The organism is Acidithiobacillus sp. TH-A117 (assembly GCF_057473465.1).
In genome coordinates this window covers 22,593-46,490 of sequence record NZ_JBYCKQ010000034.1, presented here as the reverse complement: position 1 = coordinate 46,490, position 23,898 = coordinate 22,593, and the positions used below count along the sequence as shown (strand labels likewise).

Annotated in this window: 17 protein-coding genes, 1 tRNA gene and 1 pseudogene; 12 read left to right on the top strand and 7 right to left on the bottom strand. The window is 55.3% G+C overall.

The window, feature by feature from the left end; genetic code table 11:
- Positions 1–19 precede the first annotated feature (19 nt).
- A tRNA-Leu gene (locus tag AC2VLR_RS08740) sits at positions 20–104 on the top strand.
- Positions 105–372: 268 nt separating this feature from the next.
- On the opposite strand, the gene AC2VLR_RS08735 is transcribed toward AC2VLR_RS08740, so the two are convergent.
- A complete protein-coding gene (locus AC2VLR_RS08735; RefSeq protein ID WP_486881783.1) occupies positions 373–684 on the bottom strand; it encodes a hypothetical protein in 312 nt (103 codons plus the stop codon).
- A 220-nt stretch (positions 685–904) separates the two neighbouring features.
- Positions 905–1,519: a DUF2459 domain-containing protein gene (locus AC2VLR_RS08730; RefSeq protein ID WP_486881782.1), complete on the bottom strand. Its 615-nt coding sequence runs from the start codon at positions 1,517–1,519 to the stop codon at positions 905–907.
- A 581-nt stretch (positions 1,520–2,100) separates the two neighbouring features.
- Between AC2VLR_RS08730 and AC2VLR_RS08725 the strand changes: the two genes are divergently transcribed.
- Positions 2,101–3,516: an MFS transporter gene (locus tag AC2VLR_RS08725; RefSeq protein ID WP_486881781.1), complete on the top strand. Its 1,416-nt coding sequence runs from the start codon at positions 2,101–2,103 to the stop codon at positions 3,514–3,516.
- Here the strand turns inward: AC2VLR_RS08725 and AC2VLR_RS08720 are convergent.
- Positions 3,409–4,071 carry an HAD family hydrolase gene (locus AC2VLR_RS08720; RefSeq protein ID WP_486881780.1) on the bottom strand — a complete coding sequence of 221 codons (663 nt, stop codon included), beginning with the start codon at positions 4,069–4,071 and terminating at the stop codon, positions 3,409–3,411. The genes AC2VLR_RS08725 and AC2VLR_RS08720 overlap by 108 nt on opposite strands.
- Complete coding sequence (rluC, locus tag AC2VLR_RS08715) at positions 4,068–5,021, bottom strand: 23S rRNA pseudouridine(955/2504/2580) synthase RluC (RefSeq protein ID WP_486881779.1); 954 nt, start codon at positions 5,019–5,021, stop codon at positions 4,068–4,070. Before rluC ends, AC2VLR_RS08720 begins: the two co-directional genes overlap by 4 nt.
- A 198-nt stretch (positions 5,022–5,219) precedes the next feature.
- Here rluC and AC2VLR_RS08710 point away from each other — a divergent pair, with 198 nt between their 5' ends.
- The gene (locus AC2VLR_RS08710; protein ID WP_486881778.1) at positions 5,220–7,673 is read left to right on the top strand and encodes an Rne/Rng family ribonuclease; all 2,454 of its coding nucleotides are present in this window, start codon (positions 5,220–5,222) and stop codon (positions 7,671–7,673) included.
- A 2-nt stretch (positions 7,674–7,675) separates the two neighbouring features.
- Here AC2VLR_RS08710 and cysS read toward each other — a convergent pair whose 3' ends face one another.
- Together cysS and gltX are read right to left on the bottom strand one after the other, a co-directional pair.
- Entirely contained in the window at positions 7,676–9,079 is a 1,404-nt protein-coding gene (cysS, locus tag AC2VLR_RS08705) for a cysteine--tRNA ligase (RefSeq protein WP_486881777.1), read from the bottom strand.
- A 12-nt stretch (positions 9,080–9,091) separates the two neighbouring features.
- On the bottom strand, positions 9,092–10,540 hold the full coding sequence (gltX, locus tag AC2VLR_RS08700; RefSeq protein ID WP_486881776.1) for a glutamate--tRNA ligase: 1,449 nt from the start codon (positions 10,538–10,540) through the stop codon (positions 9,092–9,094).
- A gap of 95 nt (positions 10,541–10,635) precedes the next feature.
- On the opposite strand from gltX, the gene AC2VLR_RS08695 reads away from it, so the two are divergent.
- From AC2VLR_RS08695 to AC2VLR_RS08655, 9 genes and pseudogenes are all read left to right on the top strand, one after another.
- A complete protein-coding gene (locus tag AC2VLR_RS08695) occupies positions 10,636–13,134 on the top strand; it encodes a penicillin-binding protein 1A (RefSeq protein WP_486881775.1) in 2,499 nt (832 codons plus the stop codon).
- Between the two features lie 26 nt (positions 13,135–13,160).
- Positions 13,161–13,574, top strand: a pseudogene (locus AC2VLR_RS08690) (deoxyribodipyrimidine photo-lyase); the annotation flags it as partial.
- Positions 13,575–13,789: 215 nt separating this feature from the next.
- Positions 13,790–14,593, top strand: coding sequence for a cryptochrome/photolyase family protein (locus tag AC2VLR_RS08685; protein ID WP_486881774.1), 804 nt, complete (start codon positions 13,790–13,792; stop codon positions 14,591–14,593).
- Positions 14,594–14,813: 220 nt separating this feature from the next.
- Positions 14,814–16,100: an NAD(P)/FAD-dependent oxidoreductase gene (locus AC2VLR_RS08680; RefSeq protein WP_486881773.1), complete on the top strand. Its 1,287-nt coding sequence runs from the start codon at positions 14,814–14,816 to the stop codon at positions 16,098–16,100.
- Positions 16,101–16,163: 63 nt separating this feature from the next.
- Positions 16,164–17,015, top strand: a complete 852-nt coding sequence (locus AC2VLR_RS08675; RefSeq protein WP_486881772.1) for a DUF1641 domain-containing protein — start codon at positions 16,164–16,166, stop codon at positions 17,013–17,015.
- Positions 17,016–17,122: 107 nt separating this feature from the next.
- Positions 17,123–19,486, top strand: coding sequence for a glycoside hydrolase family 15 protein (locus AC2VLR_RS08670; protein WP_486881771.1), 2,364 nt, complete (start codon positions 17,123–17,125; stop codon positions 19,484–19,486).
- Complete coding sequence (locus AC2VLR_RS08665) at positions 19,483–20,268, top strand: glucose 1-dehydrogenase (RefSeq protein WP_486881770.1); 786 nt, start codon at positions 19,483–19,485, stop codon at positions 20,266–20,268. The genes AC2VLR_RS08670 and AC2VLR_RS08665 overlap by 4 nt, the downstream gene beginning before the upstream one ends.
- Positions 20,269–20,272: 4 nt before the next feature.
- Positions 20,273–21,787: a GMC oxidoreductase gene (locus tag AC2VLR_RS08660; protein ID WP_486881769.1), complete on the top strand. Its 1,515-nt coding sequence runs from the start codon at positions 20,273–20,275 to the stop codon at positions 21,785–21,787.
- Entirely contained in the window at positions 21,784–22,935 is a 1,152-nt protein-coding gene (locus AC2VLR_RS08655) for an MFS transporter (RefSeq protein ID WP_486881768.1), read from the top strand. Before AC2VLR_RS08660 ends, AC2VLR_RS08655 begins: the two co-directional genes overlap by 4 nt.
- A 27-nt stretch (positions 22,936–22,962) precedes the next feature.
- Here the strand turns inward: AC2VLR_RS08655 and AC2VLR_RS08650 are convergent, their stop codons facing one another.
- Positions 22,963–23,898, bottom strand: coding sequence for a sulfur oxygenase reductase family protein (locus tag AC2VLR_RS08650; protein ID WP_486881767.1), 936 nt, complete (start codon positions 23,896–23,898; stop codon positions 22,963–22,965).

Sequence of the window (23,898 nt, the reverse complement as noted above, 5' to 3'; positions counted from 1 at the left end):
CGCATAAGATAGCGCGTAAGCGAGAGTGGCGGAATTGGTAGACGCACTGGATTTAGGTTCCAGCGCCGCACGGCGTGGGAGTTCGAGTCTCCCCTTTCGCACCACACTATGCTAGTACAAAGTGGTATCACCTTGAAAACAGCCGGTTGGGCCAAACCTGATGCGGGTTGATGTGGGATAAAGTGGCAGGGTATTTTTCCCTGTGTTCAAAAAATTCCGAATACGGTTAGGATTAGCTCACCTCTCTGCTGCATGAGAGTACCGCTCCATGCCCCACTTTACTTCAACCAGTCTTTTAACCTCTTTTTGCTGTTTATTGTGGATGGAACCCGGTGAGATCCCCGTTAGCCAGCGCCACATTCTCGTTTCATCTCATTTCTTACCGTAAGTTGCATCGTGGTTCGGAGCAACGGTTAAAAACCGCAAGTAGTCTCCATCTCGGTAGGCGGTCGCCCTGCGGGATTGCGTGATCCGTAGCAAGTAGATGGCAGTAATACCTTTGGGCGGCGTCACACTCAGAATTTTTTCCCATCGCAGCCCCTTATCCCGGTAGACCTGATCCCAGGTCATGTGCAAAATCTTTCTCAAAGTCTCCAGGGCCGAATGACGTTCTGGCTTGGGCAAGGCAAGCAGGTTTTCCTGGAATACCGGATTATTCAGGTCCAAACGAACCTGATCACCCACGAATCATTTGATCCAGAGCGTGCCGAGTGTCGGTATCATCCGCCGGATGCGCCGATGCCCAGGCCATAGCACGTTGCAGATCGCTTTGCGCCCCTCCATGACATGCACCACTGCACTCATGCACTATGGCACAAAAGAGATGCTATCCAACGAACGCTTTGACCATCCACGCTGCTTTCCACCCAATTCTGGCCATTTTTGCACGCTGTTTAACACCGGTTTATGTAGCAGGCTTTTTCTCTCTCATGATCTGTTTCCAGAGTCCCTGCACCTGTCCGGCAAAAAATATGCCCAAACTGCTCACCGGGAAACCCATGACATGCAGCGACTGGGCTGTCCAGTTATTGCAGGTATGAAAGGCGTCGTAGGGCTCTGTCGACGGGAAAAAAAGGCCATGCGGATACCAAGGTTCACGCATAATCGGTTCCGGACCATTTTGCTTCCAGAGAATAGCTTGCGCGACGTAGTGTACCAGCTTTTGAAACTGCGCTGGCGAAAGGGTGAGCGGCAACAAGTGTACCTGGGGTAGCAAAAAGGCGCGCCAATGCTGGTGGGGAATCCCCTGCAGAAGCACAACAGCCGGAGAGGGGAACAATGCCCGCAAACCAAGTAACACGCCCGGGTTCCGAGCCTCATAGAAGCCGCGATTCCCAAACCCCACCAAGAGTACCCGCGCCTCGGGGAAATACGGCCTCAGGATCGGCAATTCCTGCCACACCGGCTGGGCAGGCAACACCCAACCCGTATGCCATCCGGTATCGAGGATGGCTGCGTGGATGGGCTGCTGATAGTGGCCCTCGTGCGCTATTGCCTGCAGATTATCTGTACCAGCCACTGACAAAGCACCGCACCCGGAGAGCAGGAGCAGGAAGCCGGAGATCAGCAGCCACCGGCATGCCCTCGTATTGCCACACTTCAAGACCAAAACCACCAGGCCAGGACGATAACCGCTGCACTGGCCAATGTTATAAAACCGCTGATCAACAGCAGCTTCAGGAGAGCTTTGGCTTCCGCGTACTGTCCTTCTTGATCCATGTGTGAAGCCTCCAATATGGCAGCATTCCAGCAGACAATCACGGTATCTTTATCCGTCTGCCAGAGTTCAAAGTCAGGTAGTTATCTATTATCAACAGGGATAATCTGTGGCCTGATGAAAATGTGACGTCATCATTCAGCCAAAAACTCTACAATTTATTTGACAGTTGTCGGGGTAAACTTTATCCTCGCGTCAAATTTTTTTTGACGCTGGGTGTCGACCATGCTTTGCGTACCAGCAATGTCTGGATGATCGCCGCAACGAAAATGGCAGAATATCCAGCGCATCCAGTTGAAGTGATTGTTGCAGGCAGGTAGTCAGCGCGAAATTCTCCTGTCTGGAAGTCACCCTATTCCGTTCTCATACGTTCGTCGGGGTATATGAAATCAGCAAACACCACCTTTTCGTCTATAGTCGAGCTGAATGAGGCTAACCTCGGACTTTTTCACCTGAAAACCATGTTAACCGCCGGACTGGGATTTTTTTCGGCAGCCTACGATTTGTTCATCATTGGTTATGCCTTGGCCTTGATTCGGCAGGAATGGCATCTCGATGCCTTCATGATGGGATTGATCGGTTCCATTTCTCTGATTGCAGTGCTTTTTGGTGCCTATTTTTTCGGTAGAATTGCGGATATTTACGGACGGCGGAAAATATATGGTGTTGAAGCCCTGCTGATGGTGCTGGGAGCACTCGGCTCGGCTTGCGCCAATGATATTACCACTTTGATTATATTTCGCTTTATTCTCGGACTGGGGGTGGGGGGAGATTATCCCTTGTCGTCGGTGATCATGAGTGAATATGCCAATAGAGCCAATCGTGGACTATTGGTAGGGCTGACTTTTTCCTTTCAGGCGCTGGGTGTATTGATCGGGCCGGGTATTGCTCTGGCCTTGCTGGCTGCACAAATTGATCATGATCTGGCCTGGCGCATCATGCTGGGTTTGGGCGCGCTTCCGGCTCTGGGTGCTTACTGGATGCGGCGCGGCATGCCGGAGTCACCGCGCTGGCTGCATCGGGCAAGGCCCGTAACACCACAGCAAAACGAGGTAAACGCTGCTTCTCCGAAGCCGCTGCGCCATTATTGGCGGTATTTGCTGGGCACCGCCGGAGCGTGGTTTGCTTTTGATTATGCGTATTATGGCAACACCATTTCGACGCCCATGATTATGCACGCCCTAGCTCCGCAGGGTGGATTGATGGCCAATATTGCCTGGAGCTGGATTGTGTTTGCCATTGCTGCAGTTCCCGGTTATTTTCTGGCGGCATTGACCCTGGACCGGATTGGCCACCGCCGTTTGCAGTGGATAGGTTTTTTGTGTATGGGCATGGCGTTTCTGACCATTGGCATTCTCCCTGATATTACCGGGGATTTTTCTGTTTTTATGGCGTTATATGCCGTCAGCTACTTTTTTGCAGAATTCGGCCCCAATACTACAACCTTCGTACTGGCCTCGGAAATTTATCCGGCACATTTACGCAGCACTGCCGCAGGTATTTCTGCGGGCACCGCCAAGATTGGCGCATTTATTGGCGTGTTTCTGTTCCCTGTTTTGCTGCAAGCAATGGGTATAGAAAATACGCTCTTGCTCACCTTTGTCTTCAGCATGCTCGGACTGCTTTTGACGTTGCTCTTGCCTGAGCCTGCCCGTCAAAGTCTGGAGTTGATCGCCGGTGAGGAAAATCGTTTAGTCCATTTTACCCAGCAGAAACCTCGGATCAGGTATACACACCCGCGCACCCGCCTGGGTCAGGCGCGACGCATCATGCACACCGCAGAGGACGCCGATCGGTAAAACACCGGCAGCCACGGCCATTTCCATGTCGTGTACCGTATCACCGACCATGACGGCAGCTTCCGGCGGCAATTGGTAATGATCCAGCAGCTCTTCGAGCATGAGCGGGTCCGGCTTGGAACGGGTTTCATCGGCACAACGGCTGGCACTGACCAGTGCTGCCAGACGCGGATTTTCAGTGAGCACCTTATCCAGACCTCGACGCGCCTTACCCGTAGCCACAGCCAGTTGATAACCCGCATCCGCCAGCCCCGACAGGGTTTCCTCAACCCCCGGAAACAGCGGCATGGCGGCTGCAGGTGTTCCGAAAAAACAATGGCGGTAACCTTCCAGAATCCGTTCACGCAGATTTTCGTCAGCCTCGGGGGCCAATACTGCCAGGGCATCGCTCAGGCCCAGGCCAATGATTTCCTTATATTGTGCTTCTCCCCGATCATCTAACCCGGCATAGGCAAAGGCGTGGGCCAGGCAGCGACAGATGGTGGAAATACTGTCCATCAGGGTGCCGTCCCAGTCGAAAATAATCAGTCGGCGATTTTGCAAAATAGGCATCATGAACATGACTCCTGGCGTAATTGCTGCAATACGGCCTCCAGTTCGGCCGGTAAGGGGGCCTGGATATGCATGGGCTGCTGATCGCGGGGGTGCGCAAAACGAATACTGGCGGCGTGCAGGAACAGACGCCGCAAACCCAAAGCGCGCAGGCGCTGATTAAAGGCAGGATCGCCATATTTTTCGTCACCGGCAACAGCGTGGGCGATGGCCTGGAGGTGCACACGAATCTGATGGGTGCGCCCGGTATCCAGATCAGCCTCGACCAGGGTTGCCCCGGAAAAATGTTCCCGGGCCGAGAAATGGGTATGGGCGGGCTTACCGGCGACGGGATCCACCCGCACCATGCGCTCGCCGGATTGCAGGGTATTTTTGCGCAGCGGCAGGCGTACCGAGCGCGCAGGCCCCTTCCAGTCACCGCAGGCCAGGGCCAGATAGTGTTTTTCCATCTGCCCCTGACGCAGGCTTTCATGCAGAGCGCGCAGTGCCGAACGCTTTTTGCTCAGCACCAGGCATCCGGAAGTATCCCGATCCAGACGGTGCACCAGCTCCAGCTCCCGGGCATCCGGACGCAACTGCCGCAGGGCTTCGATAATGCCCCAGCTCAAACCGGAACCGCCATGCACCGCCAACCCGCTGGGCTTGTCCAGCACCAGCAGATGACTGTCTTCAAAAAGGACCGCTGCTTCGAGCTGGCTACGCAGATGGGCAGGCAGCACTGCCGGATCACTGGGTTCCGCCACCCGCACCGGGGGCAGGCGCAACACATCACCTACGGCAATGTGATAATGGGGGCGCGCCCTTCCCTTGTTCACCCGCACTTCACCACTGCGGAGGATTTTGTAGATGTGCGAGCGAGGCACGCCTTTCATGACCCGCAGGAGGAAATTATCCAGACGCTGGCCCGCATCGGCATCGGTCACCAGCCACTGACGCACTCCGTTTTCCGCCATATTTTCACTGCTCCCGCATTTTTTCGATTGCGATTCTATTCTTTTATGGCATATATTGCGACTCAGGACGCTGCGCTGAACGAGTGCGGCTCCGGTTATAGCATCGAAGGGCAAGCCTTTCGGTCCCAATTACAAACGCTGCGCTCCCCGGCCTGCTTGAATGAGCAGGCGGGTTGAGCGCCGGAGAAAGAAGAACTTATGAAAAGGATGTTGATTAACGCCACCCATGCGGAGGAGCTGCGGGTGGCTTTGGTAGATGGTCAAAAACTCCTCGACCTTGATATTGAACGCGCCTACAAAGAACAGAAAAAGAGCAATATCTACAAGGGTAAAATTACCCGGATAGAGCCTAGCCTGGAAGCTGCCTTCGTGGATTATGGCGCCGAACGCCACGGTTTTCTGCCCCTCAAGGAAATTGCCCGGGAATACTTTCAGCAACAGGAATCCGGTCAAGGCCGCAAACGCATCCAGGAACTGATTCGCGAAGGCCAGGAAGTGATTGTCCAGGTGGACAAGGAAGAGCGCTCCAGTAAAGGTGCCGCCCTCACCACCTTTGTCAGTCTGGCGGGACGCTATCTGGTCCTCATGCCCAACAATCCCCGGGCAGGCGGGGTTTCCCGCCGCATAGAAGGGGACGATCGCACCCAGATCCGCCAGCATCTGCAACTCCTGGATATTCCCGAAAACATGGGGGTCATTGCCCGCACGGCCGGCATTGGTCAGGAACTGGAAGCCCTGCATCGCGATCTCGAATACCTGAAACAAATCTGGCAAGCCATTGTCGATACAGCCGCAACCCGTGCTTCGCCCTTTCTGATTTACCAGGAAGGCAACGTGGTGGTTCGGGCGCTGCGCGATCATTTTTCAGAGGATTTCGGTGAAGTCCTGATTGATGAAGAAGGCGCCTATCATGCCGCCGTGCAGTTCATGGGCGCGATGATGCCGAAAATGGTCCACCGCCTGAAGCATTACGATAATGATGTACCGCTCTTCAGTCGCTATCAGATCGAGCAGCAGATTGAGTCCGCCTTCAGCCGCGAAGTGCGTCTGGAATCCGGGGGCGCCATAGTCATCGATCATACCGAGGCCCTGGTGGCAGTGGACGTCAATTCGGGGCGCTCCACCAAGGGTCAGGACATTGCTGAAACTGCCTTCCGGACCAATCTGGAGGCGGCGGAAGAAATTGCCCGGCAGATTCGCCTGCGCGACCTGGGTGGCCTGATTGTGGTGGATTTCATTGATATGGAATCCCCCAAACATCAGCGTGAAGTAGAGGGTAAACTCAAGGAAGCCCTCAAGCTGGATCGGGCGCGAGTCCAACTCGGCCGGATTTCCCGCTTCGGTTTGATGGAAATGTCCCGACAACGGCTGGGTGCTAGTCTGGAAGAAGCTTCTTCCGAGCCCTGCCCGCGTTGTAATGGCACGGGGCAGATTCGCGGTTGCGAAGCCACCAGCATGCATGTCCTGCGCCTCTTGCAGGAAGAATGCATGAAGCCCGGTCCTGCCGAGGTCCAGTGTGCGGTTCCGGTAGATGTGGCGGTGTATCTGCTCAATGAAAAACGCCTGCCTATTCTCGAACTGGAAGCCAAAACCGAAACCCGTATTGTCATCATTCCCAAGCCGGAACTGGTGACCCCTCACTACAATATTGAGCGCACCCGCATGGAAGCCAGCACCCTGCGCAGCCTACCCGTGCCGCAGAATCTCAATAATGCCCTGCCGGCCCGACCGAGTCGTCCGGGCGTGGAATCGGCCGCTCTCAGTCCGCTGACCGCGCCGCCACCACCCGATGTCCTCCCACCCCTGCGCAGCCCTGCGCAGGCACCAGCTAAAGCCAAAAGCAGTGCCAGTAAGCCAGCAGTCGCTGAGGAAGGTATTTTAGCGCGCCTGGTGCGCGCTTTGGTGTCCCGCTATGTGCCTGTAGACGCCGCTACCTTCATGGCGGAAAGCCACGCTGTCGAAACCACCGCTGAAAGCCCTGCTCAAGCCGAGGGGGATGAAGAAAACGCCAATGAAGAAAATCGCAGTCGGCGGCGGCGGCGCGGCGGTCGAAGGGCCAGGGCCAGGCGTTCCACACAGAATAATGGCGGGGAAAATCTTCAGGAAGTATCATCAGTAGAAGATGAACCTGCTGCGCCGAAGGCCAAAACTTCGGCCAAAACCGCAGCAAAAGTCGAGCAAGCACCAGCGCCCAGAGAGGAGTTGGTCTATCCTGGCCCGGTACCCGCCACCGATGACTGGCACCTGATGCTGGTATCTACTCCGACCATCGCTACCGGTGCGGAAACAGCTTCCAGCGAATCTCCTGTCCAGATAGCGGCAGAAGCCCCATCAAGCATTTCTCTAGAAGATCCGGCCGCACATACCGTGCCAGCAGAAAAGGCCACGCCTGTCCCTGAAAACAACCCGGACGCCGATGCAATCAAAGCTAACCCGGCGGAGCCTCAAAGTGCTTTGGAACCCGTGCCCGAGTCGCCAACCAGCCCTGTTGCCGAAGCCGATCCCGTCGAGACAAATACAGCACCCGCCAGCCATCCCGAGGACTGGCATCTGCCTCTGTTTACCGAGGCAGCACCAGTCGTTCAGGAACCCCCCAGCGAAGTGGCTGCCGAGGATCCCGGACAGCAGTCCCTGCCCCTCGGCGAAGACTGAGATCAGCCCCCCTGCCGGCGCCAGGTGGTGCCGGCAGGGCCGTCTTCGAGAATGACGCCAGCGGCGCTCAGTTCCTCGCGAATGGCGTCGGCACCGGCATAATCTTTTTGCTGGCGTGCCGCAAGGCGGGCGGCAATACGCTCTTCAATCCAGGCATTATCACTGGCATTCATACCCCCCCGGAAGTAGCTTTCCGGATCTTCCTGCAAAATGCCCAGCAGCGCCGCCAGCTCCCGCAGGAGGCTTGCCAGGGGTGCGGCCACCTCACTTTTTTCATCACGCAGGCGATTGATTTCCCGCGCCAGATCAAACAAGGTGGCGAGCGCCGCAGGAGTGTGGAAATCATCACTCATGGCAGCATGAAAGCGTTCCCGCCATTCACTGCCCAGTTCCGGCACAATCTGACGCGGGGGCATCCCGCGCAGGACCGTATATAGTCGGGTGAGCCCGGCCCGCGCCTGCTCCAGTCCTTCCTCGCTGTAGTGCAAAGGGCTGCGATACTGACTGGAAAGAATGAAAAAGCGCAGCACCTCTCCAGAAAACAATGGCAGCAGTTCACGCACGGTTAAAAAATTGTTCAGGGACTTGGACATTTTTTCGTCATTGATGCGCACAAAACCGTTATGCATCCAGTAACGGGCAAAGGCACAACCCGCCCCCTGGGATTGGGCAATTTCATTTTCATGATGAGGAAACTGCAAATCCGCACCGCCGCCATGAATGTCAAAGCTGCAACCCAGGGCATCCGCAGACATGGCCGAGCATTCGATGTGCCAGCCCGGACGTCCTTCACCCCAGGGCGAGGCCCAGGAAGGTTCATCGGGCTTGACGGCTTTCCAGAGCGCAAAATCCAGGGGGTCGCGTTTATCCTCACCCAATTCCACCCGCGCCCCGGCATTGAGTTCGTCGATGGACTTGCCCGAGAGCTTGCCATAGTCCGGAAAACTGCGCACGGCGTAGTAGACATCCCCATTGGCGGCAGGATAGGCGTGTCCCCGGGCGATCAACTCGCCGATCAGGTTTTGCATGGCGCCCACATGTTCCGTAGCGCGCGGCTCCAGATCCGGCGGCTGGCAGAGCAAAGCCGCCTCATCGGCATGCATGGCGTCGATAAAACGGGCAGTGAGGGATTGTATGGTTTCGCCATTCTCCAGGGCACGACGGATGATTTTGTCATCAATGTCGGTGATGTTGCGCACATAGGTCACTTTCAGACCCCGGGCGCGCAAATAGCGCACCACTATATCAAAGGTGACCATCACCCGGGCATGCCCCAGGTGACAGTAGTCATAGACCGTCATGCCGCAGACATAAATGCCCACCTGCCCCGGGTTTGCAGGCTCCAGAGGGCGCTTGTCATGATGCATCGTGTCGTAAAGACGAATGGACGGCAGGGCTGGCGACATGAATTCCTCGATTCAGAGATATTGGGGCACAGTACGCAGGCGCTCACAGGCGCGCTCCATACCGATCAGGGGCAACAGGGCTGCGAGTTCCGGACCATGACAGAGGCCGGTCAAAGCGGCCCGCAGCGGCATGAACAGCGACTTCCCCTTGCGGCCGCTTTCCTGCTGCAGGCTTTTGGTCCAGATCCGGTAATCACCGGCGGACTCCTGGAGCAGTTGTTCGGCCAAGGGCCAGAATGTCGCCGGGGCTTCGGCCAGTGCCAGCAATGCCGCCTCTTCTTTCGCCAGCGCGACGAATGCCTGATCGGCAAAGCAGCGTCGCGCCCAGTCCAGGGCATCTCCGGGAAGCTGAATATTGGCGCGCACTGCCGCTACGAAAGCCATTTCCAGTCCTTGGGGAACCCAATCCCGCAATGGGCCAGGAGTAGCCGTAAGCCAGTCCCAGAGCCCGGCATCCGTCAATTCCTGCAGAGCCATATGCTGCCAGTGCTGTAGCTGGACCGGATCAAAATGCCCCGGCGCGCGGCTGATGTTTTCTACCGCAAATCCAGATGCCAACGCTGCATCGTCCAGTAATTCTGAGGCTGCATAATGGTGACCGAGTCGGGCCAGATAATTACGCACCGCCACCGGAAGATAGCCCTCTGACTGGAGATCCCGCAAGCTGGCGGCTCCATGCCGTTTAGACAGGGGCTGGCCATCGCCGCCCAGCAACAGCGGCAGATGCGCGTATGCCGGGACCGGCAACTGCAGGGCTTGCAAAATCAGAATCTGGCGCGGGGTATTGCTGAGATGATCCTCGCCTCGCAAGACCAGATTCACGCCCATCAGAGCATCATCCACGGCATTGGCAAAGAAAAAAGCGGGGCTGCCATCGCTGCGCCGAATCACGAAATCTCCCAGGTCAGCCAGGGCATAACTGCGTTCTCCCCAGACCCGATCAGGCACGCTCAGCATCCCGGTATCCGGCACCCGAAAACGCAAAACCGGTTGAATGCCTTGTGCTGCCAACGCCTGGCGCTGGTCGTCATTCAGATGCCGGCACCGCCCTCCGTAGCGCGGTGCCTTTCCCGCAGCTTTTTGCACGGCCCGCTCCGCAGCCAGATCTTCGGGGCTGCAATAACAGGGATAGGCCTGCTCTGCCACGAGTAACATGTCATAGTATTTCTGATAAATATCCAGCCGCTGCATCTGCCGATAGGGGCCTGCAGGACCACCCCGATCAGGTCCTTCATCCCAGTCCAGACCCAACCACTGCAAGTCTTCGAACAGGGCTTTTTCGTAAATTTCCGGAGACCGGGCCTGATCGGTATCTTCCAGACGCAGCACAAAATTTCCGCCTGCGCCACGGGCTGCCAGCCAGGCAAACAAGGCGGTACGGGCATTGCCCAGATGGAGATATCCGGTGGGACTGGGGGCGAAGCGACTCTTGAGATTCATGATGGTATAGTATTGCGCCATAAGCCGACTCGCAATGACAAAACGGCGACAGGGTACTTGGTAAAAGGCGGTACAGCCTTTCTTTTACCAAGCATTCAGGAAATGGAAGAAACATAATGGCTCAAACTGACAGTTCCAAGGCACGGGGCAAGGCATCCCGGCGCCCCCACTATGGTCGCTGGATTTTGTTGATCATCCTGCTGATTCTGATCAACATCGGGATTGGCATCAGCATTTACGTCTATCGCATCTGGGACAGCCTGCCCCCCGTCCACGAACTGAAGGAATGGCATCCCGATGAACCGTTGCGTATTTATGCGGCGGACGGTTCACTGCTCCAGGAAGTCGGCCCGCAAATGCGCTATGCCCTGCCCATTGACCAGATACCGGTCAAAATGCAGGAGGCTTTCATTTCTGCGGAAAACGCCCGCTTTTACAGCAATAATCCCTTGTATTATCCGGTCAGTTATCCCGGCATCCTACGGGCAGCAGTGGTCGATCTCATCCACATGGCCCCCATGCAGGGCGCCAGCACCATTCCCGAGCAGGTCGCCCGGAATTTTTACCTGACCCCGCAAAAAACCATTACCCGCAAAATTGCCGAAATACTGCTGGCCTACAAGCTCGCCGATCATTTTACGCACAAACAGATTCTGGAACTGTATCTGAACAAAATTTATCTGGGTCAGGGTGCTTATGGGGTCCAGGCAGCAGCGCAGACTTATTTTGGCAAAAGTGTCGAACAATTGACTCTGGGTGAAATGGCCACCATTGCCGGCCTGCCCCCGGCTCCTTCCGTGCTGAATCCGGTCATGAATCCGGACCTGGCCAAAAAACGCCGTGCTTATGTGCTGAAACGTATGGAAAATCGCGGTTATATCTCTAGAGCCGAAGAAGCCAAGGCCAATGCGGAACCTATTCTTTCCCGCTACCATGCCCAGGCCTCGGATAGCGCGCCCTATGTGACGGACTGGATCGCCAACTGGCTCACCCAACAGTTTGGCAGCGACTTCACCTATCGCTCGGGCCTCAAGGTGTACACCAGCATCATCCCCAAAGACCAGATAGCAGCCAATCAGGCGGTTGCGGTGGGGCTGGAAAATTATGACATGGGACTTTCCAGTATGGACCCGAAAATTTATCGCGGTCCGATTACCCGCTTGAGTGGGGATGCCTTGCAGGCAGCCCTGGCTGGCAAACGGCCGACGTCTCTGCCTCCCCATGATCCGGCCAACCTGAAATGGGGGGTGGTCATCAGCGCTGATCCCAAAGCGGCTACGGTGTCGCTGGAGGGCAAAAAAGATATCACCCTGACACTCCGGGATGTGCGCTGGGCGCGGCGGCGCTTCAACAGTCCTTTGCCCCGGCAGGTCAACGGGGTGCTGCATAGTGGTGACCTGATCTGGTTACGCCCCTATGTCAACGCCGTGACTGCCGGCGCCGGACAGGAGTGGGGTGCCAATGTCTGGTCTTCTGCCGGGAAGGATCCCGGCTGGCAGTTGACCCAGATCCCCAAGGTCCAGGGTGCCCTGGTCAGTCTGGACAGCCGGAACGGGGCCATTCATGCTCTGGTTGGTGGCTTCAGCTACGAACTCAGTCATTTTGATCGGGCGGTATTTGCCTACCGGCAACCCGGTTCGGGCTTCAAACCTTTTGTGTACGCGGCAGCCATGGATGCACCCGCACTGCTGGCTTCGGGTAAAAATACCTACATGACCCCTCAGACCCCCATACCCGACACCCCCCTGTCCATTACCCTGCCTGACGGACAGGTTTATGCGCCCACCAACTACAGTAACCAGTTTTCCAACACGCCCATACCGGTCTGGTCCAATCTGGCATACTCCCATAATGTTCCCAGTGTGCGGATTCTCATGGACATCGGGATTCCTTATGCGGCGCAGTATGTGCAGCGTTTTGGTTTCCCCGCCAAGCAGGTGCCCCAGGTACCGTCCATGGTCCTCGGCGCGGGGGATTACAGCCCCCTGCAAATGGCCAGAGCCTATTCGGTATTTTCCAGCGGTGGTTTTCTTCCTCACCCCTACCTCATCACCAAAATCGTCAATGGCCGGGGTACCCAGATTTCCTTGTTGAACTGCCCCATGGGCTATGCACCACCGCCCACTGAAACAGCCATCCCCCCGGGCGTAGCCTATTTGCTGACGCAAATGATGCAGCAGGTCATCAAAATCGGTACCGGCGTAGCGGCCCAGAGCCTCGGACGCAATGACATTGCCGGCAAAACCGGCACTACCAATCATGAAAACAATGCCTGGTTCAATGGCTTCAGCCCACGCATCACGACCAGCGTGTGGGTGGGTTACGATGATAATCACACCATGGGCCGCTGGGCGGCCGGGGCTCGCGAGGCCTTGCCCATCTGGATTCATTATATGCGTACAGCCATGGCTGGAAGTCCGGCGACGGGCTTTTTCCGTCCGCCCTCGGTTACCGGCCCGACCATCAGTGGCGACAGTAATGTCATCGGTGTCAGCGATTATCTCGCGGGCTTTCCGCCCATTGCGGCTGCCACATCCTCTACCGCCTCGACCAGCAGCGCCGCAGGGTCCGGTACAGGAGAAAAGCTAATGAATACCATCAAGAATCTTTTTTGAGGAGCTGATTGCTGAGGAGCTAAAAAATGACTGTCACCATTGTCTGGTTTCGTCGGGATCTGCGCCTTACGGACCATCCGGCTCTATGGGAGGCAGCCCAGGAGGGCGAGGTTATCCCGCTATATATTCTTGATCCCCATGAATCCTCCGGCGCTGCGGAATTATGGTGGCGGCATCACAGCCTGCACAAACTTGGTGAAGCACTGGCGACCTTGCATTTGCCATTACTGCTGCGGCGTGGAGATCCCCTGCAGATTCTGCTGGAAATAATCCAAACCGTCGCAGTAGATGGAGTTGTCTGGAATCGTCGTTATGATCCCCGTGGCATCGCTCAGGATACCGCCATCAAGGCTGACTTGCAGGCCAGAGGGGTGTCGGTGCGCTCATTTCCCGGAGATTGTCTGGTCGAACCCTGGCTGCATCATCATGATCAACAACCTTACAAGGTTTTCACGCCTTTCTGGAAGAGTCTACTGGCACGTTTTCCGGTGGCTCCGGCTTTACCACAGGCGGCACTTCAACCCTTACCCTCTGAACTGGCTCAACATTTACCCAGCGATTCCCTGGCCGATTGGCAGCTGCTTCCGCAACATCCCGCTGGGCCAGCCGCTTTCCAGAATTCTGGGAGCCCGGGGAATCAGGTGCACATACCAGATTGCGTGAGTTTCTGGAGGAAGGACTGCTCAACTACAGCAAAGGCCGGGATTTTCCGGCCCAGTCTTCAGTCTCCCGACTTTCTCCCTATCTGGCGCACGGTGAAATCAGTCCCCGGCAAATCTGGCAGGAAACTCAGGGCCATCTGCTCAAAAATCCGGAGCTTGCCGCCCAGGGAGAACATTTTCTGCGGGAACTGGGCTGGCGTGAGTTTTCCTGGCATCTGCTTTTTCACTTTCCGAATCTGCCCGATACGCCGCTCCGTCCGGAGTTCGCTGATTTCCCCTGGCAGAATAATGAAAAACTGCTGCATGCCTGGCAACGCGGCCAGACCGGCTATCCCATTGTGGATGCCGGAATGCGTGAACTCTGGCAAAGCGGCTGGATGCACAACCGGGTCCGCATGATTTGTGCCAGTTTTCTCATCAAGGATCTGTTCATAGACTGGCGCAAAGGCGAAGCCTGGTTTCAGGATACCTTACTGGACTTTGATGAAGCCAATAACAGTGCTTCCTGGCAATGGGTCGCTGGCTCGGGTGCGGATGCAGCACCTTATTTCCGGATTTTCAATCCGGTATTGCAAGGCGAAAAATTCGATGCGCAGGGTGTGTACTTGCGTCGCTGGTTACCGGAACTTGCCGCCCTGCCCGATCACATCATTCACCAGCCCTGGGCGGCCGAACCAGCTATTCTGGCAAAGGCCGGGGTTGCACTGGGGATACATTATCCCCGCCCGGTCGTGGATCATGCCCAGGCGCGGCAAAAAGCTCTGGCTATTTTTCAGGACCTGAAGAAAAAAATCTGAATCTCTTCTTTCTCAGAATATAAGTCCACCGTAATAAGATATAGGCATTTATAAGTCCTTAAAAATATAAAACCCTGCGAATATAAAAGCCCATTCCCATAGCCTGAAAAAATTGGCTTGTTGAACTTTTACGATTATCTACTACTCTTACATAGGAGACATTCATTTGTGTGGATGTTGATTATTGCAATTTCATGACGAAAAAACGGAGGGAACATCTATGAAGCCTCATGTTGTCGTTCTTGGTGGTAACTTTGCCGGTCTCGCCTCTGCACAGAAAATACGTGAACTCTGTGGCGAAGCGGTACGTATCACCGTTATTGATCGTAAAAATTTTCTGTTGTTTGTACCAAACGTCCCTGCGGAAGTGTTTGAAGGCCGCGATCCCAGCAAGACCCTGGCCATGGACATTCCCAGCACTTTGGATGAAGACGATATCGGTTTTATTCAGGGCGAAATCAAGGCCATTGATCCGGATGCAAAAAAGGTGGATTTTGTCCCCAATGAACGTCCGGGGGCTGCCCCTGAAAGCATGGCTTATGACTATCTGGTCGTAGCCGTCGGCAATCGTCTGGCCTATGACAAAATCGAAGGTTTTGCCGAACATGGGCACACGGTCAGCGATTTTTATTATGGTAACAAATTACGTCACTTCCTGGCCCATGAATATAAGGGTGGTCCCGTAGCCATCGGTTCTGCGCGCTTCCATCAGGGCGATGGCACTAAAGACATCAAACTCTATGGCGGGCACGCTTTCCCCAGCGCTGAAGCCGCCTGCGAAGGCCCGCCCGTGGAAACCATGCTGTCCATGGCTACCTGGCTGGGTCAACATGGCAAAGGTGGACCGGATAAAATTACCGTGTTTACTCCAGCTTCTCTGATTGCCGAAGATGCCGGTGAAAAAGTGGTGGGCAAACTGCTGGAAATTGCCGGCGGCATGGGTTTCAACTATGTCAATGAAGCCAAGGACATTACCCGCATCACCAAAGATGGGGTTGAATTGGCCAGCGGCAAAAATATTGAAGCCGAACTGAAACTGGTATTCCCGGACTGGGTTCCCCATGATTTCATGAAAGGCCTGCCTATCAGTGATAACGAAGGCTTTGTGATCACCGATGTGACCATGCGCAACCCCAAGTATCCCCAGGTGTTTGCAGCAGGGGACGCGGCAGCGATTACCGTCCCGAAGCTGGGTGGTATCGGCCATGCCCAGAGCGAGATTGTGGCCAAGCAAATTGCCAAGGATTTGGGCAAAATGGCTCCGGCAGAAGCTGATAAGCCTTTGGAACCGGTAGTCTATTGTATTGGTGACATGGGTAACAATCAGGCCTTTTACATCCGTTCCAACAGTTGGTTTGGCGGTCCTGATCAGATTCTGAAAATGGGCCATATGCCCTTCCTGCTGAAAATGCAATACAAAAATCTCTTCTTCAAGACGAAAGGTAAAATGCCGGAATGGGGTTTGGATGCCTCAAAACTCCTGGCTGAAAAACTCTTCGCAGCCTGAAAAAACGAGGGCCGCGAGGCCCTCTTTTATTATTGGCCAGATATAAATCAAGGGAGATGCATTATGGCAGCACAAGAATCTTTCACCCCGCAACTCACACCAGAACAATGGGCAGGTCTTGCCCGTCTGGGCGACCTTGCCCACGGCAGCGCCAGCTTCATGGAGAGTCCGGCGGGAAATTTACCCATGGACCTGGCCCTGAAAGCCGGTCGCTGGGATGAACGCTTCAATCTGGAAGGCAGTATTGAAGAACTGTTGGAAACCCTCAAAGTTCTGCGCGAAAGTGGCCTTTTGGCGCTGATTCGGGAAAACGCGGCTTTTTTGGCGGAAAGCGTCGAATTATTAAAGCCCTATATTCCCATTCTCCTCGCCAAACTACATGAACTTCCCCTAGCGGAGTGGATGTCAGCACTTCAGCTACTGGGTGAAATCGTTCCGAAACTCAACGCCGTTCTGGAGTTCATGCAGGGACCAGCGGGCGGTGCCGTGGTCGCCAAAGTCAAGGAACTGGGTGATCTCTGGCAGGAAACCTCGGCGGATACCACTATTGTCGAAGCCCTGCGCCTGCTCAAACAATTGCAGGAAGATGGCAACTTGCAGCGGGTCGCAGACCTCAGTCGCCAGGTCGGCCTTTTTGCGGAAACCATTGATCTGGAGAGTTTGCTGGGGCAGCTCGTGCAGCAAGGCCAGAACAGTCCGGTACTGAATTCTGCGGCGAGTCTGATGCAAAGCGGACGGCTCATGGCTGCAGCACTGGCTGATGCCGCAGAACACGAAGCCACCGGCAAAGCCGGGGGGTTGTCGGGCCTCTATCACATGCTCAAGGATCCTGACGTGCAGAGGGGCATGCGGGTTGTAGCGGTATTGCCGGTTTACCTCGAAAAAGCGGGTGTTCTACCCAAGCATAAAAGTTGATTCTGTTCACTTTGAGAGCATAGTACCGGAGTGGTAAAGCCAGATATGTCTTGAGCAAAACTCGACCGGTGCTTTAAGTCCGCAGACAGACATTCAGGAGTTATTCCATGAATACAGTCCAAAAAGCACCGGTGGCACAATGGCGTCATCCGGTATGGTCCACCGCGCAAAAATCCTGTGTAGGGACGGCGCTGGGTAGCAGTAAACTGTGGTTTACCACAGGCAGCGGTATCATTACCGAAGTTTTCTATCCGCGCATTGATATTCCCCAAATTCGCGATCTGGGCTTCATCATTGCTGATGACCAGGGTTTCTGGCAGGAATTAAAAACCCTTCCGGAACCGGCGGTGGAGCTGGATGATCCCCATGTTCCCCAGCCCATTATCCGTCATCACCACGAGCGTTTTGATTTCACTCTCAAAATCTGCGCCGATCCCGACCGCGATGTGTTGCTGATCGATTTTCAGCTGGAAGGTGACGCAGGATTACAACCCTACCTCCTCTGCTCTGCAAGACTGGGAGAAGATGCCGAAAACAATTGCGCCTGGGTCGGGAATTGGGAAGGCCGTCAGGTCCTCTGGGCAGAACAGGGACCCTTTGGGCTGGCGCTGGCCTGTCGCAATGCTGAAGGATATGCCGCCCTGCAACGCTGCAGCGTGGGAGAAGTCGGTGCCAGTGATTTATGGCAGGATTTTCATGCCCATGGACGCATGTCCTGGGAATATCAGGAGGCCGGACCCGGCGAGGTTGCCCTGGCTGGACAAATGCCTAGACAAGGCACCCTGGCCTTGGGGCTGGGCTCCAGTAAGGAGGCTGCCGCTACCAACGCCTGGAGTGCTCTGGCTAACGGCTTCACAGCCACCACGAGCCGCTACACCGATTTATGGCTGGCCTGGCACAAGAAGCATCCCCGTCCCCGCAATTTTGCCAGCAAGCTTCCCGATGTTGCCCAAACCCTCTATGCACGCTCCACCAATATCCTCAAAGTGCACGAGGACCGTACTTTTCCCGGTGCCTTGGTCGCCAGTCTTTCTGTACCCTGGGGAGAAGCCAGCACCAGTCGTGGAGGTTATCATCTGGTCTGGTCCCGGGATCTGGTGGAAAGTGCTGGCGCACTGGTGGCCATGGGAGCAAGCGAGGAAGCCCGACAGGTACTGACTTATCTCATCAGCACCCAGCAGGCTGATGGACATTGGTTGCAAAATCAATGGCTGGGGGGCAAACCCTTCTGGCAGGGTGTCCAGCTGGATGAAACGGGTTTCCCTATCCTGCTTGCTGCGCTATTGAAACAGCATAAAGTCCTCGGCGATGTTGCCGTCCACGACATGGTCCGCCGCGCCCTGCATTTCATAGCCCATGAAGGACCAGTCACCGGCCAGGATCGCTGGGAAGAAGACGGTGGCGTCAATCCTTTCACTCTGGCTGTCGCCATTGCAGCGCTGGTCGAAGGCGCAGAACTACTGGGTGGCAAAACTGCCGATTATGCCCTGATGCTGGCAGATTACTGGAATGCACGCTTGGAAGACTGGACTTTTGTCAAAGATACCGATCTTGCCAAAAAATATCAGGTGCCAGGATATTTTGTGCGGATCACCCCGGAAGATGTACTGATACAGGACGGCGCCAAGGATGAGTGGGTGCTGATCAAAAACCGGGCTCATGACCCCCACCTCCCTGCCTACGATCAGATCGCCAATGATTTTCTGCAGCTCGTGCGTTATGGACTGCGCAGCGCCGAAGATCCGCACATCGTTGCTTCCGTCAAGATCATGGATGCCCTGCTCAAAACCGACACCCCCAGCGGGCCGGTATGGCATCGTTACAACGGCGATGGTTATGGCGAGCATCGCGATGGCAGCCCTTTTGATGGCACTGGCGTTGGTCGGGGTTGGCCGCTCCTGGTGGGAGAACGCGGGCACTTTGCTGTCAGTGCCGGGGAGGATGCCCTGCCCTATATCAATGCCATGGCGGCCATGACCGGCAAGGGGGGACTACTGCCGGAACAAATCTGGGAGTCTGATCCGATTCCGGAAAAAGGTCTGGCACCCGGACATCCCAGTGGTTCGGCCATGCCCCTGGTCTGGGCGCACGGTGAATATATCAAGCTTTGTCACAGTTACATAAAGGGCGAACCCGTCGATCGGCCGGCAGCCACCTGGAAGCGCTATCAAGGGAAAAAACCCGCAATTACCTATCGACTCTGGCGTTTGCGGCAAAGGCCCCGGCAATTGCCCGCCGGTCAGGAGCTCCGGGTGCTGCTACGCGCTCCATTTACTGTTCACTGGGGCATCAATGGTTGGCAGAAGGTGCAGGATCTGCACTCGGAAGACTGGGAATTGGGACATGTCGCCATTTTACCGCTCGGCTCGCTCAGCGAAGGCGAATCGGTGCAATTCACCATCCGCTGGCAGGATAGTGGTGACTGGCTCGGCGAGGATTTTCATCTGGATATTACAGGAGCAGCGTCATGATCCAATTAGACTTACAGGGCAGACGGGCGTTGGTGACCGGGGCCAGCGGCGGCCTGGGACGGGCTATTGCGGAAACCCTGGCAACAGCAGGGGCGCAAGTGGCCGTGCATTACCGCAAGGGCAAGGACGAGGCAGATGCGGTGGTGGACAGCATCAGCAAAGCGGGCGGTAAAGCCCAGTCTTTTCAGGCGGATATTTCCGATCCCGCCGCCGTGGAAAAACTGGTGCAGCAGATTGAGCAGGCTTTTGGCGGTCTCGACATTCTCGTCAACAATGCGGGCATGGACGGGCCGCGTGCGCTGGTCGGGGATGATGATCCGCAAATCTGGGAAAAAGTCTTGAGTGTCGATCTGCTCGGACCTTATTACTGCGCCCGGGCCGCCATTCCGCGCATGGAAAAACTGCAGCGCGGGGTCATTATCAATGTCACCTCCGTGCACGAATTCATCCCCTGGGAAGGTTATAGTGCCTACACCAGTGCCAAGGCAGGTTTATCCATGTTTACTAAGACCCTGGCCCAGGAAACTGCGGATAAAGGCATTCGCGTAGTGGCTCTCGCCCCCGGGGCCATTCAAACGCCCATCAATGAATCGGTCTGGAGCGACCCCCAGTCACTGAAGGATCTCGACAAGAAAATATCCATGGGTCGTCTCGGCAAACCCCAGGAAATCGGCAATGTCGTCGCATTTCTCTGCAGTGATCTGGCCAGTTACATTACCGGTACCACCCTCGCAGTAGATGGTGGCATGCTGATTTATCCGGACTTCCGCCACGGAGGATAAGACGATGGATGCCGATGTCATTATTATCGGCAGCGGCGCGGGTGGCGGAACATTAGCCCGTGCCCTGGCGGACTCTGGTCTACAAATACTGATCCTCGAAAGAGGCGATTACCTGCCCAGAGAATGGGGCAACTGGGACCCGCAAACCGTTTTCGGAGAGCATCGCTATCACACGGATGAACAATGGCGCGATCAGCACGGCAAGGCCTTTTCTCCGGTCACTGGCTATCATGTGGGTGGCAATACCAAATTTTATGGAGCGGCGGTTCTGCGTCGCCGCGCAAAGGATTTTAGCGTTCGTCAGCATCAGGGTGGTGAAACCCGCGCCTGGCCCATCCGTTATGAGGATCTGGCGCCTTTTTACGATACGGCAGAAGCCTGGTACTTCACCCACGGTGAGGCTGGCGCTGATCCTACCGAAGCAGCTCGCAAGCCCTATCCTTTTCCTCCCTTTCCTCACGATGAAGATATTGCTGAGGTGGATAAGGCACTGCGCGGCATGGGCTACCACCCCTTCCCGCTACCCTTGGCTCTGCATCGCCTGGATAATGATCCGGAACACAGTCCCTGCGTACGCTGCCCGACCTGCGACGGCTTTCCCTGTATGTTGCATGCCAAGGGTGATGCCGAAGTATGCGGTGTACGCCCTGCTTTGGAATATCCTAACGTAAGGATTTTAACCGGCCATCGGGTGCGTCGCCTGATCCACAGTAAAAATGGAAAATCCGTGGAATCTGTCGAAACCGACCAGGAATCGTTTACCGCCCGCCTGGTGGTTCTGGCTGCCGGAGCCGTCAACAGCGCCGCTATTCTGCTGGCTTCGACCTCCGAAAAATATCCTACCGGACTGGCCAATCATAGTGATCAGGTCGGACGCAATTACATGTGTCATCTCAATAGCGCCTGCATGGCTATTAAGCCTGGACGGGAAAATCGCAGTATTTTTCAAAAAACCCTGGCGCTTAACGATTTTTATGAACACTCTGGAGACCCCGATTATCCTTACCCACTGGGGCATATACAGGGTTTGGGCAAGGTGACTCCCGGCCTGCTCCACGCCCAACGGCCACTGATGCCTATTCCTATCAGCGCCTGGACGGCCAGCCATTCCGTGGACTGGTGGCTGACCACGGAAGACCTGCCCGATCCGAACAATCGCGTCACCCTCGATACGGACGGCGACATCCGTCTTACCTGGAATCCCAAAAATCGCGAAAGTCATCGCCGCCTTTGCCAGAAATGGCGGGAGATTCTGCAAAAAGCCGGATTTCTGGGCGTTTTCTTTCAGGCCATGGACATTTCTGCCACTGCCCACCAAGTCGGGACTTGTCGCTTTGGCGAGGACCCCGGCGACAATGTACTTGATCCTTACTGCAAGGCCCATGATCTCGATAATCTTTATGTGGTGGATGCCAGCTTTATGCCCTCTATCAGTGCGGTCAATCCGTCGCTGACCATCATGGCCAATGCCTTGCGGGTCAGTCCGCATATTCGTCGCCATCTTCAAGGTGCGACATGAAACGCGGCCTCAGCGCGGTATATATCGCCGGCTTTTTGCAGGGAGCTGCTTTTGTACTGATTCCGGCACTGGGTACCACGCTGCGCAGCGCTCCCTACGACATGAGTAATGCCACTTATGGCATGTTGTATTTCCCGGAAATCATCGGCGCCATATTGGCGGCATTGAGTGCTGGGGCTATTCATAAGCACCTGTGCAGCAAAGGATTATTCCGCCTGGGGGCGATCAGCAATGCCATCGCCATGACTTTACTGGTAGCGGCTTTTTTCAGTTCGGAATTGTTCGTTGTCCTGTTACTGCTGGCCGAAACCCTCATGCTGGGCATTGGCTTCGGTTTAACCAACGCCGCCATCAATCGGGCGGCATCCCTCCTTTTCGCCGGGGCTGCCGCAGCTGCTGTCACTATTCTGAACGCCGTCATTGGCGGCGCAACTGCCGTATCACCCATGATTCTGGCTGGCGCGCAAAGTTGGTTGAGCTGGGTTGCCTGGCCTGCTCTCATCCTCCTGCTCTGGCTGGTTTTACTACTATTTCCGCTTGCAGAAGATACAGATACACAAGAAATTGGCGGTTTACGCGCATGGCGACGCTCCATGATGCCTTTCGCTTTTGCCGTGGTAATCTATGCAATTTGTGAAGGCAGCTTCGGCAGCTGGGCGAATGTGCTCGTTAGTGTAGATCACCATCTACCTGCTGCGACAGGCGCTTTGGCCCTTTCCCTGTTCTGGGGTGGCATGACCGTTGCCCGATTCATTTTGGGCAGCATCCCCGACCACCTGCTTTCCAGACGCTGGGTCTATCGCTTAGCCCCCATCGGCATGGCGGCCTGTTTTGTCGTCATACCCCATCTGGTCAGTGCAACGGCACTGTTACTGGCATTTGCAGTGGCCGGTGCCGCTTGCGGAATTTACTATCCCTACAGCATGGCCTTCGGCGTCGCCGCGCACGGCAAGGAAGGCACACAAATGGCCGGGCTGCTGGTTGGCGCGCTGATGATTGGCGAAGGTATCGGCTCGACGGGTCTTGGCCCACTGCAACATTTTATTTCACTGAATCAGATATATACTTTTTCCGCCCTTTGGGCGATACCGTTGCTTTGGCTAGCTTGGCGGAATAGCCATGTAAAATTAAACCAGGCCCGCAGTTAACATTTACAGGCCTGGTTGTCATCCGGATTAGAACTGTAGTTTTTTACGCCATTGCCCCTGTTCCATCATCGGCCCGAAAAGCATGTAGTAAGGTCCCTTATCCAGATGGGCTAAAACACCTGCATTGTGTATCTGCCGTAGCTCGTAATCCAGCATGGCATGGGCTATGCCCATATGGGCATGTTCGGGCGATTCCCATTCCATATGCACCAGATACTGAGTGGGTTTTTGGCCGGGAATCAGTGGCTTATCCGGCACCTGACTGCCATAATTCGTATTGTACTCCGGTGGATTGGCGCCAAGTGTGGCTTTCAGCATACCTTTAGGATCAAACTGAAAAGACCCAATCGCAGAAACACCAAATTGTTTCATGATCATCCAACCGATCATGCCTGGCACATTTTCTTTCATCCACGAGAGTGTCTCAATAGCACCCTTTTCAAAATCCTCCTCGTGGCCATCCATCACCCAATGATCGCCAATGGCAATACTGCGTTTTGCCGACAAGGCCACTTTAGGCACTGGTTTTTGCTCTGCAAAAGATTGTCCTAAAGCTGCAGGGATATCGGTCATACCCATGATCAGAGGAAGATCAGAACGAACCACTTCGTAATAAGGTTCCCAAGGACCTTCTATGACCATATCCAGACAGCTTCCGCACAACTCAAAAATTTCCTTGAAATTTTCGTGATGCATTTCTTCGTGGGATTTTACATCTTTCCAGACGGTATATTGAAACATGGATATAGGATTCAGGGTTTCATGCATATCCACCGCACCACCGCCATAGCGTCCAGCCATGGGATGAATGCCTGTCTGAAGTAATTGCTCAAAACCTAAAAAACCTGGATGGGATGCAGTAGTAATACATACCTTTGGCCCCACTTTCATCATAGTTGCATAACTTTCCGGGCGATTGGCTACTTTTGACTGATTGATGGCGATAATAGGATTTGTACTCAT

Coding starts and splice junctions, on each gene's coding strand:
- AC2VLR_RS08725 (WP_486881781.1), top strand. CDS start 2,101: ATGAAATCAGCAAACACCACCTTTTCGTCTATAGTCGAGCTGAATGAG.
- AC2VLR_RS08720 (WP_486881780.1), bottom strand. CDS start 4,071: ATGATGCCTATTTTGCAAAATCGCCGACTGATTATTTTCGACTGGGAC.
- rluC (WP_486881779.1), bottom strand. CDS start 5,021: ATGGCGGAAAACGGAGTGCGTCAGTGGCTGGTGACCGATGCCGATGCG.
- AC2VLR_RS08710 (WP_486881778.1), top strand. CDS start 5,220: ATGAAAAGGATGTTGATTAACGCCACCCATGCGGAGGAGCTGCGGGTG.
- cysS (WP_486881777.1), bottom strand. CDS start 9,079: ATGTCGCCAGCCCTGCCGTCCATTCGTCTTTACGACACGATGCATCAT.
- gltX (WP_486881776.1), bottom strand. CDS start 10,540: ATGGCGCAATACTATACCATCATGAATCTCAAGAGTCGCTTCGCCCCC.
- AC2VLR_RS08695 (WP_486881775.1), top strand. CDS start 10,636: ATGGCTCAAACTGACAGTTCCAAGGCACGGGGCAAGGCATCCCGGCGC.
- AC2VLR_RS08680 (WP_486881773.1), top strand. CDS start 14,814: ATGAAGCCTCATGTTGTCGTTCTTGGTGGTAACTTTGCCGGTCTCGCC.
- AC2VLR_RS08675 (WP_486881772.1), top strand. CDS start 16,164: ATGGCAGCACAAGAATCTTTCACCCCGCAACTCACACCAGAACAATGG.
- AC2VLR_RS08670 (WP_486881771.1), top strand. CDS start 17,123: ATGAATACAGTCCAAAAAGCACCGGTGGCACAATGGCGTCATCCGGTA.
- AC2VLR_RS08665 (WP_486881770.1), top strand. CDS start 19,483: ATGATCCAATTAGACTTACAGGGCAGACGGGCGTTGGTGACCGGGGCC.
- AC2VLR_RS08660 (WP_486881769.1), top strand. CDS start 20,273: ATGGATGCCGATGTCATTATTATCGGCAGCGGCGCGGGTGGCGGAACA.
- AC2VLR_RS08655 (WP_486881768.1), top strand. CDS start 21,784: ATGAAACGCGGCCTCAGCGCGGTATATATCGCCGGCTTTTTGCAGGGA.
- AC2VLR_RS08650 (WP_486881767.1), bottom strand. CDS start 23,898: ATGAGTACAAATCCTATTATCGCCATCAATCAGTCAAAAGTAGCCAAT.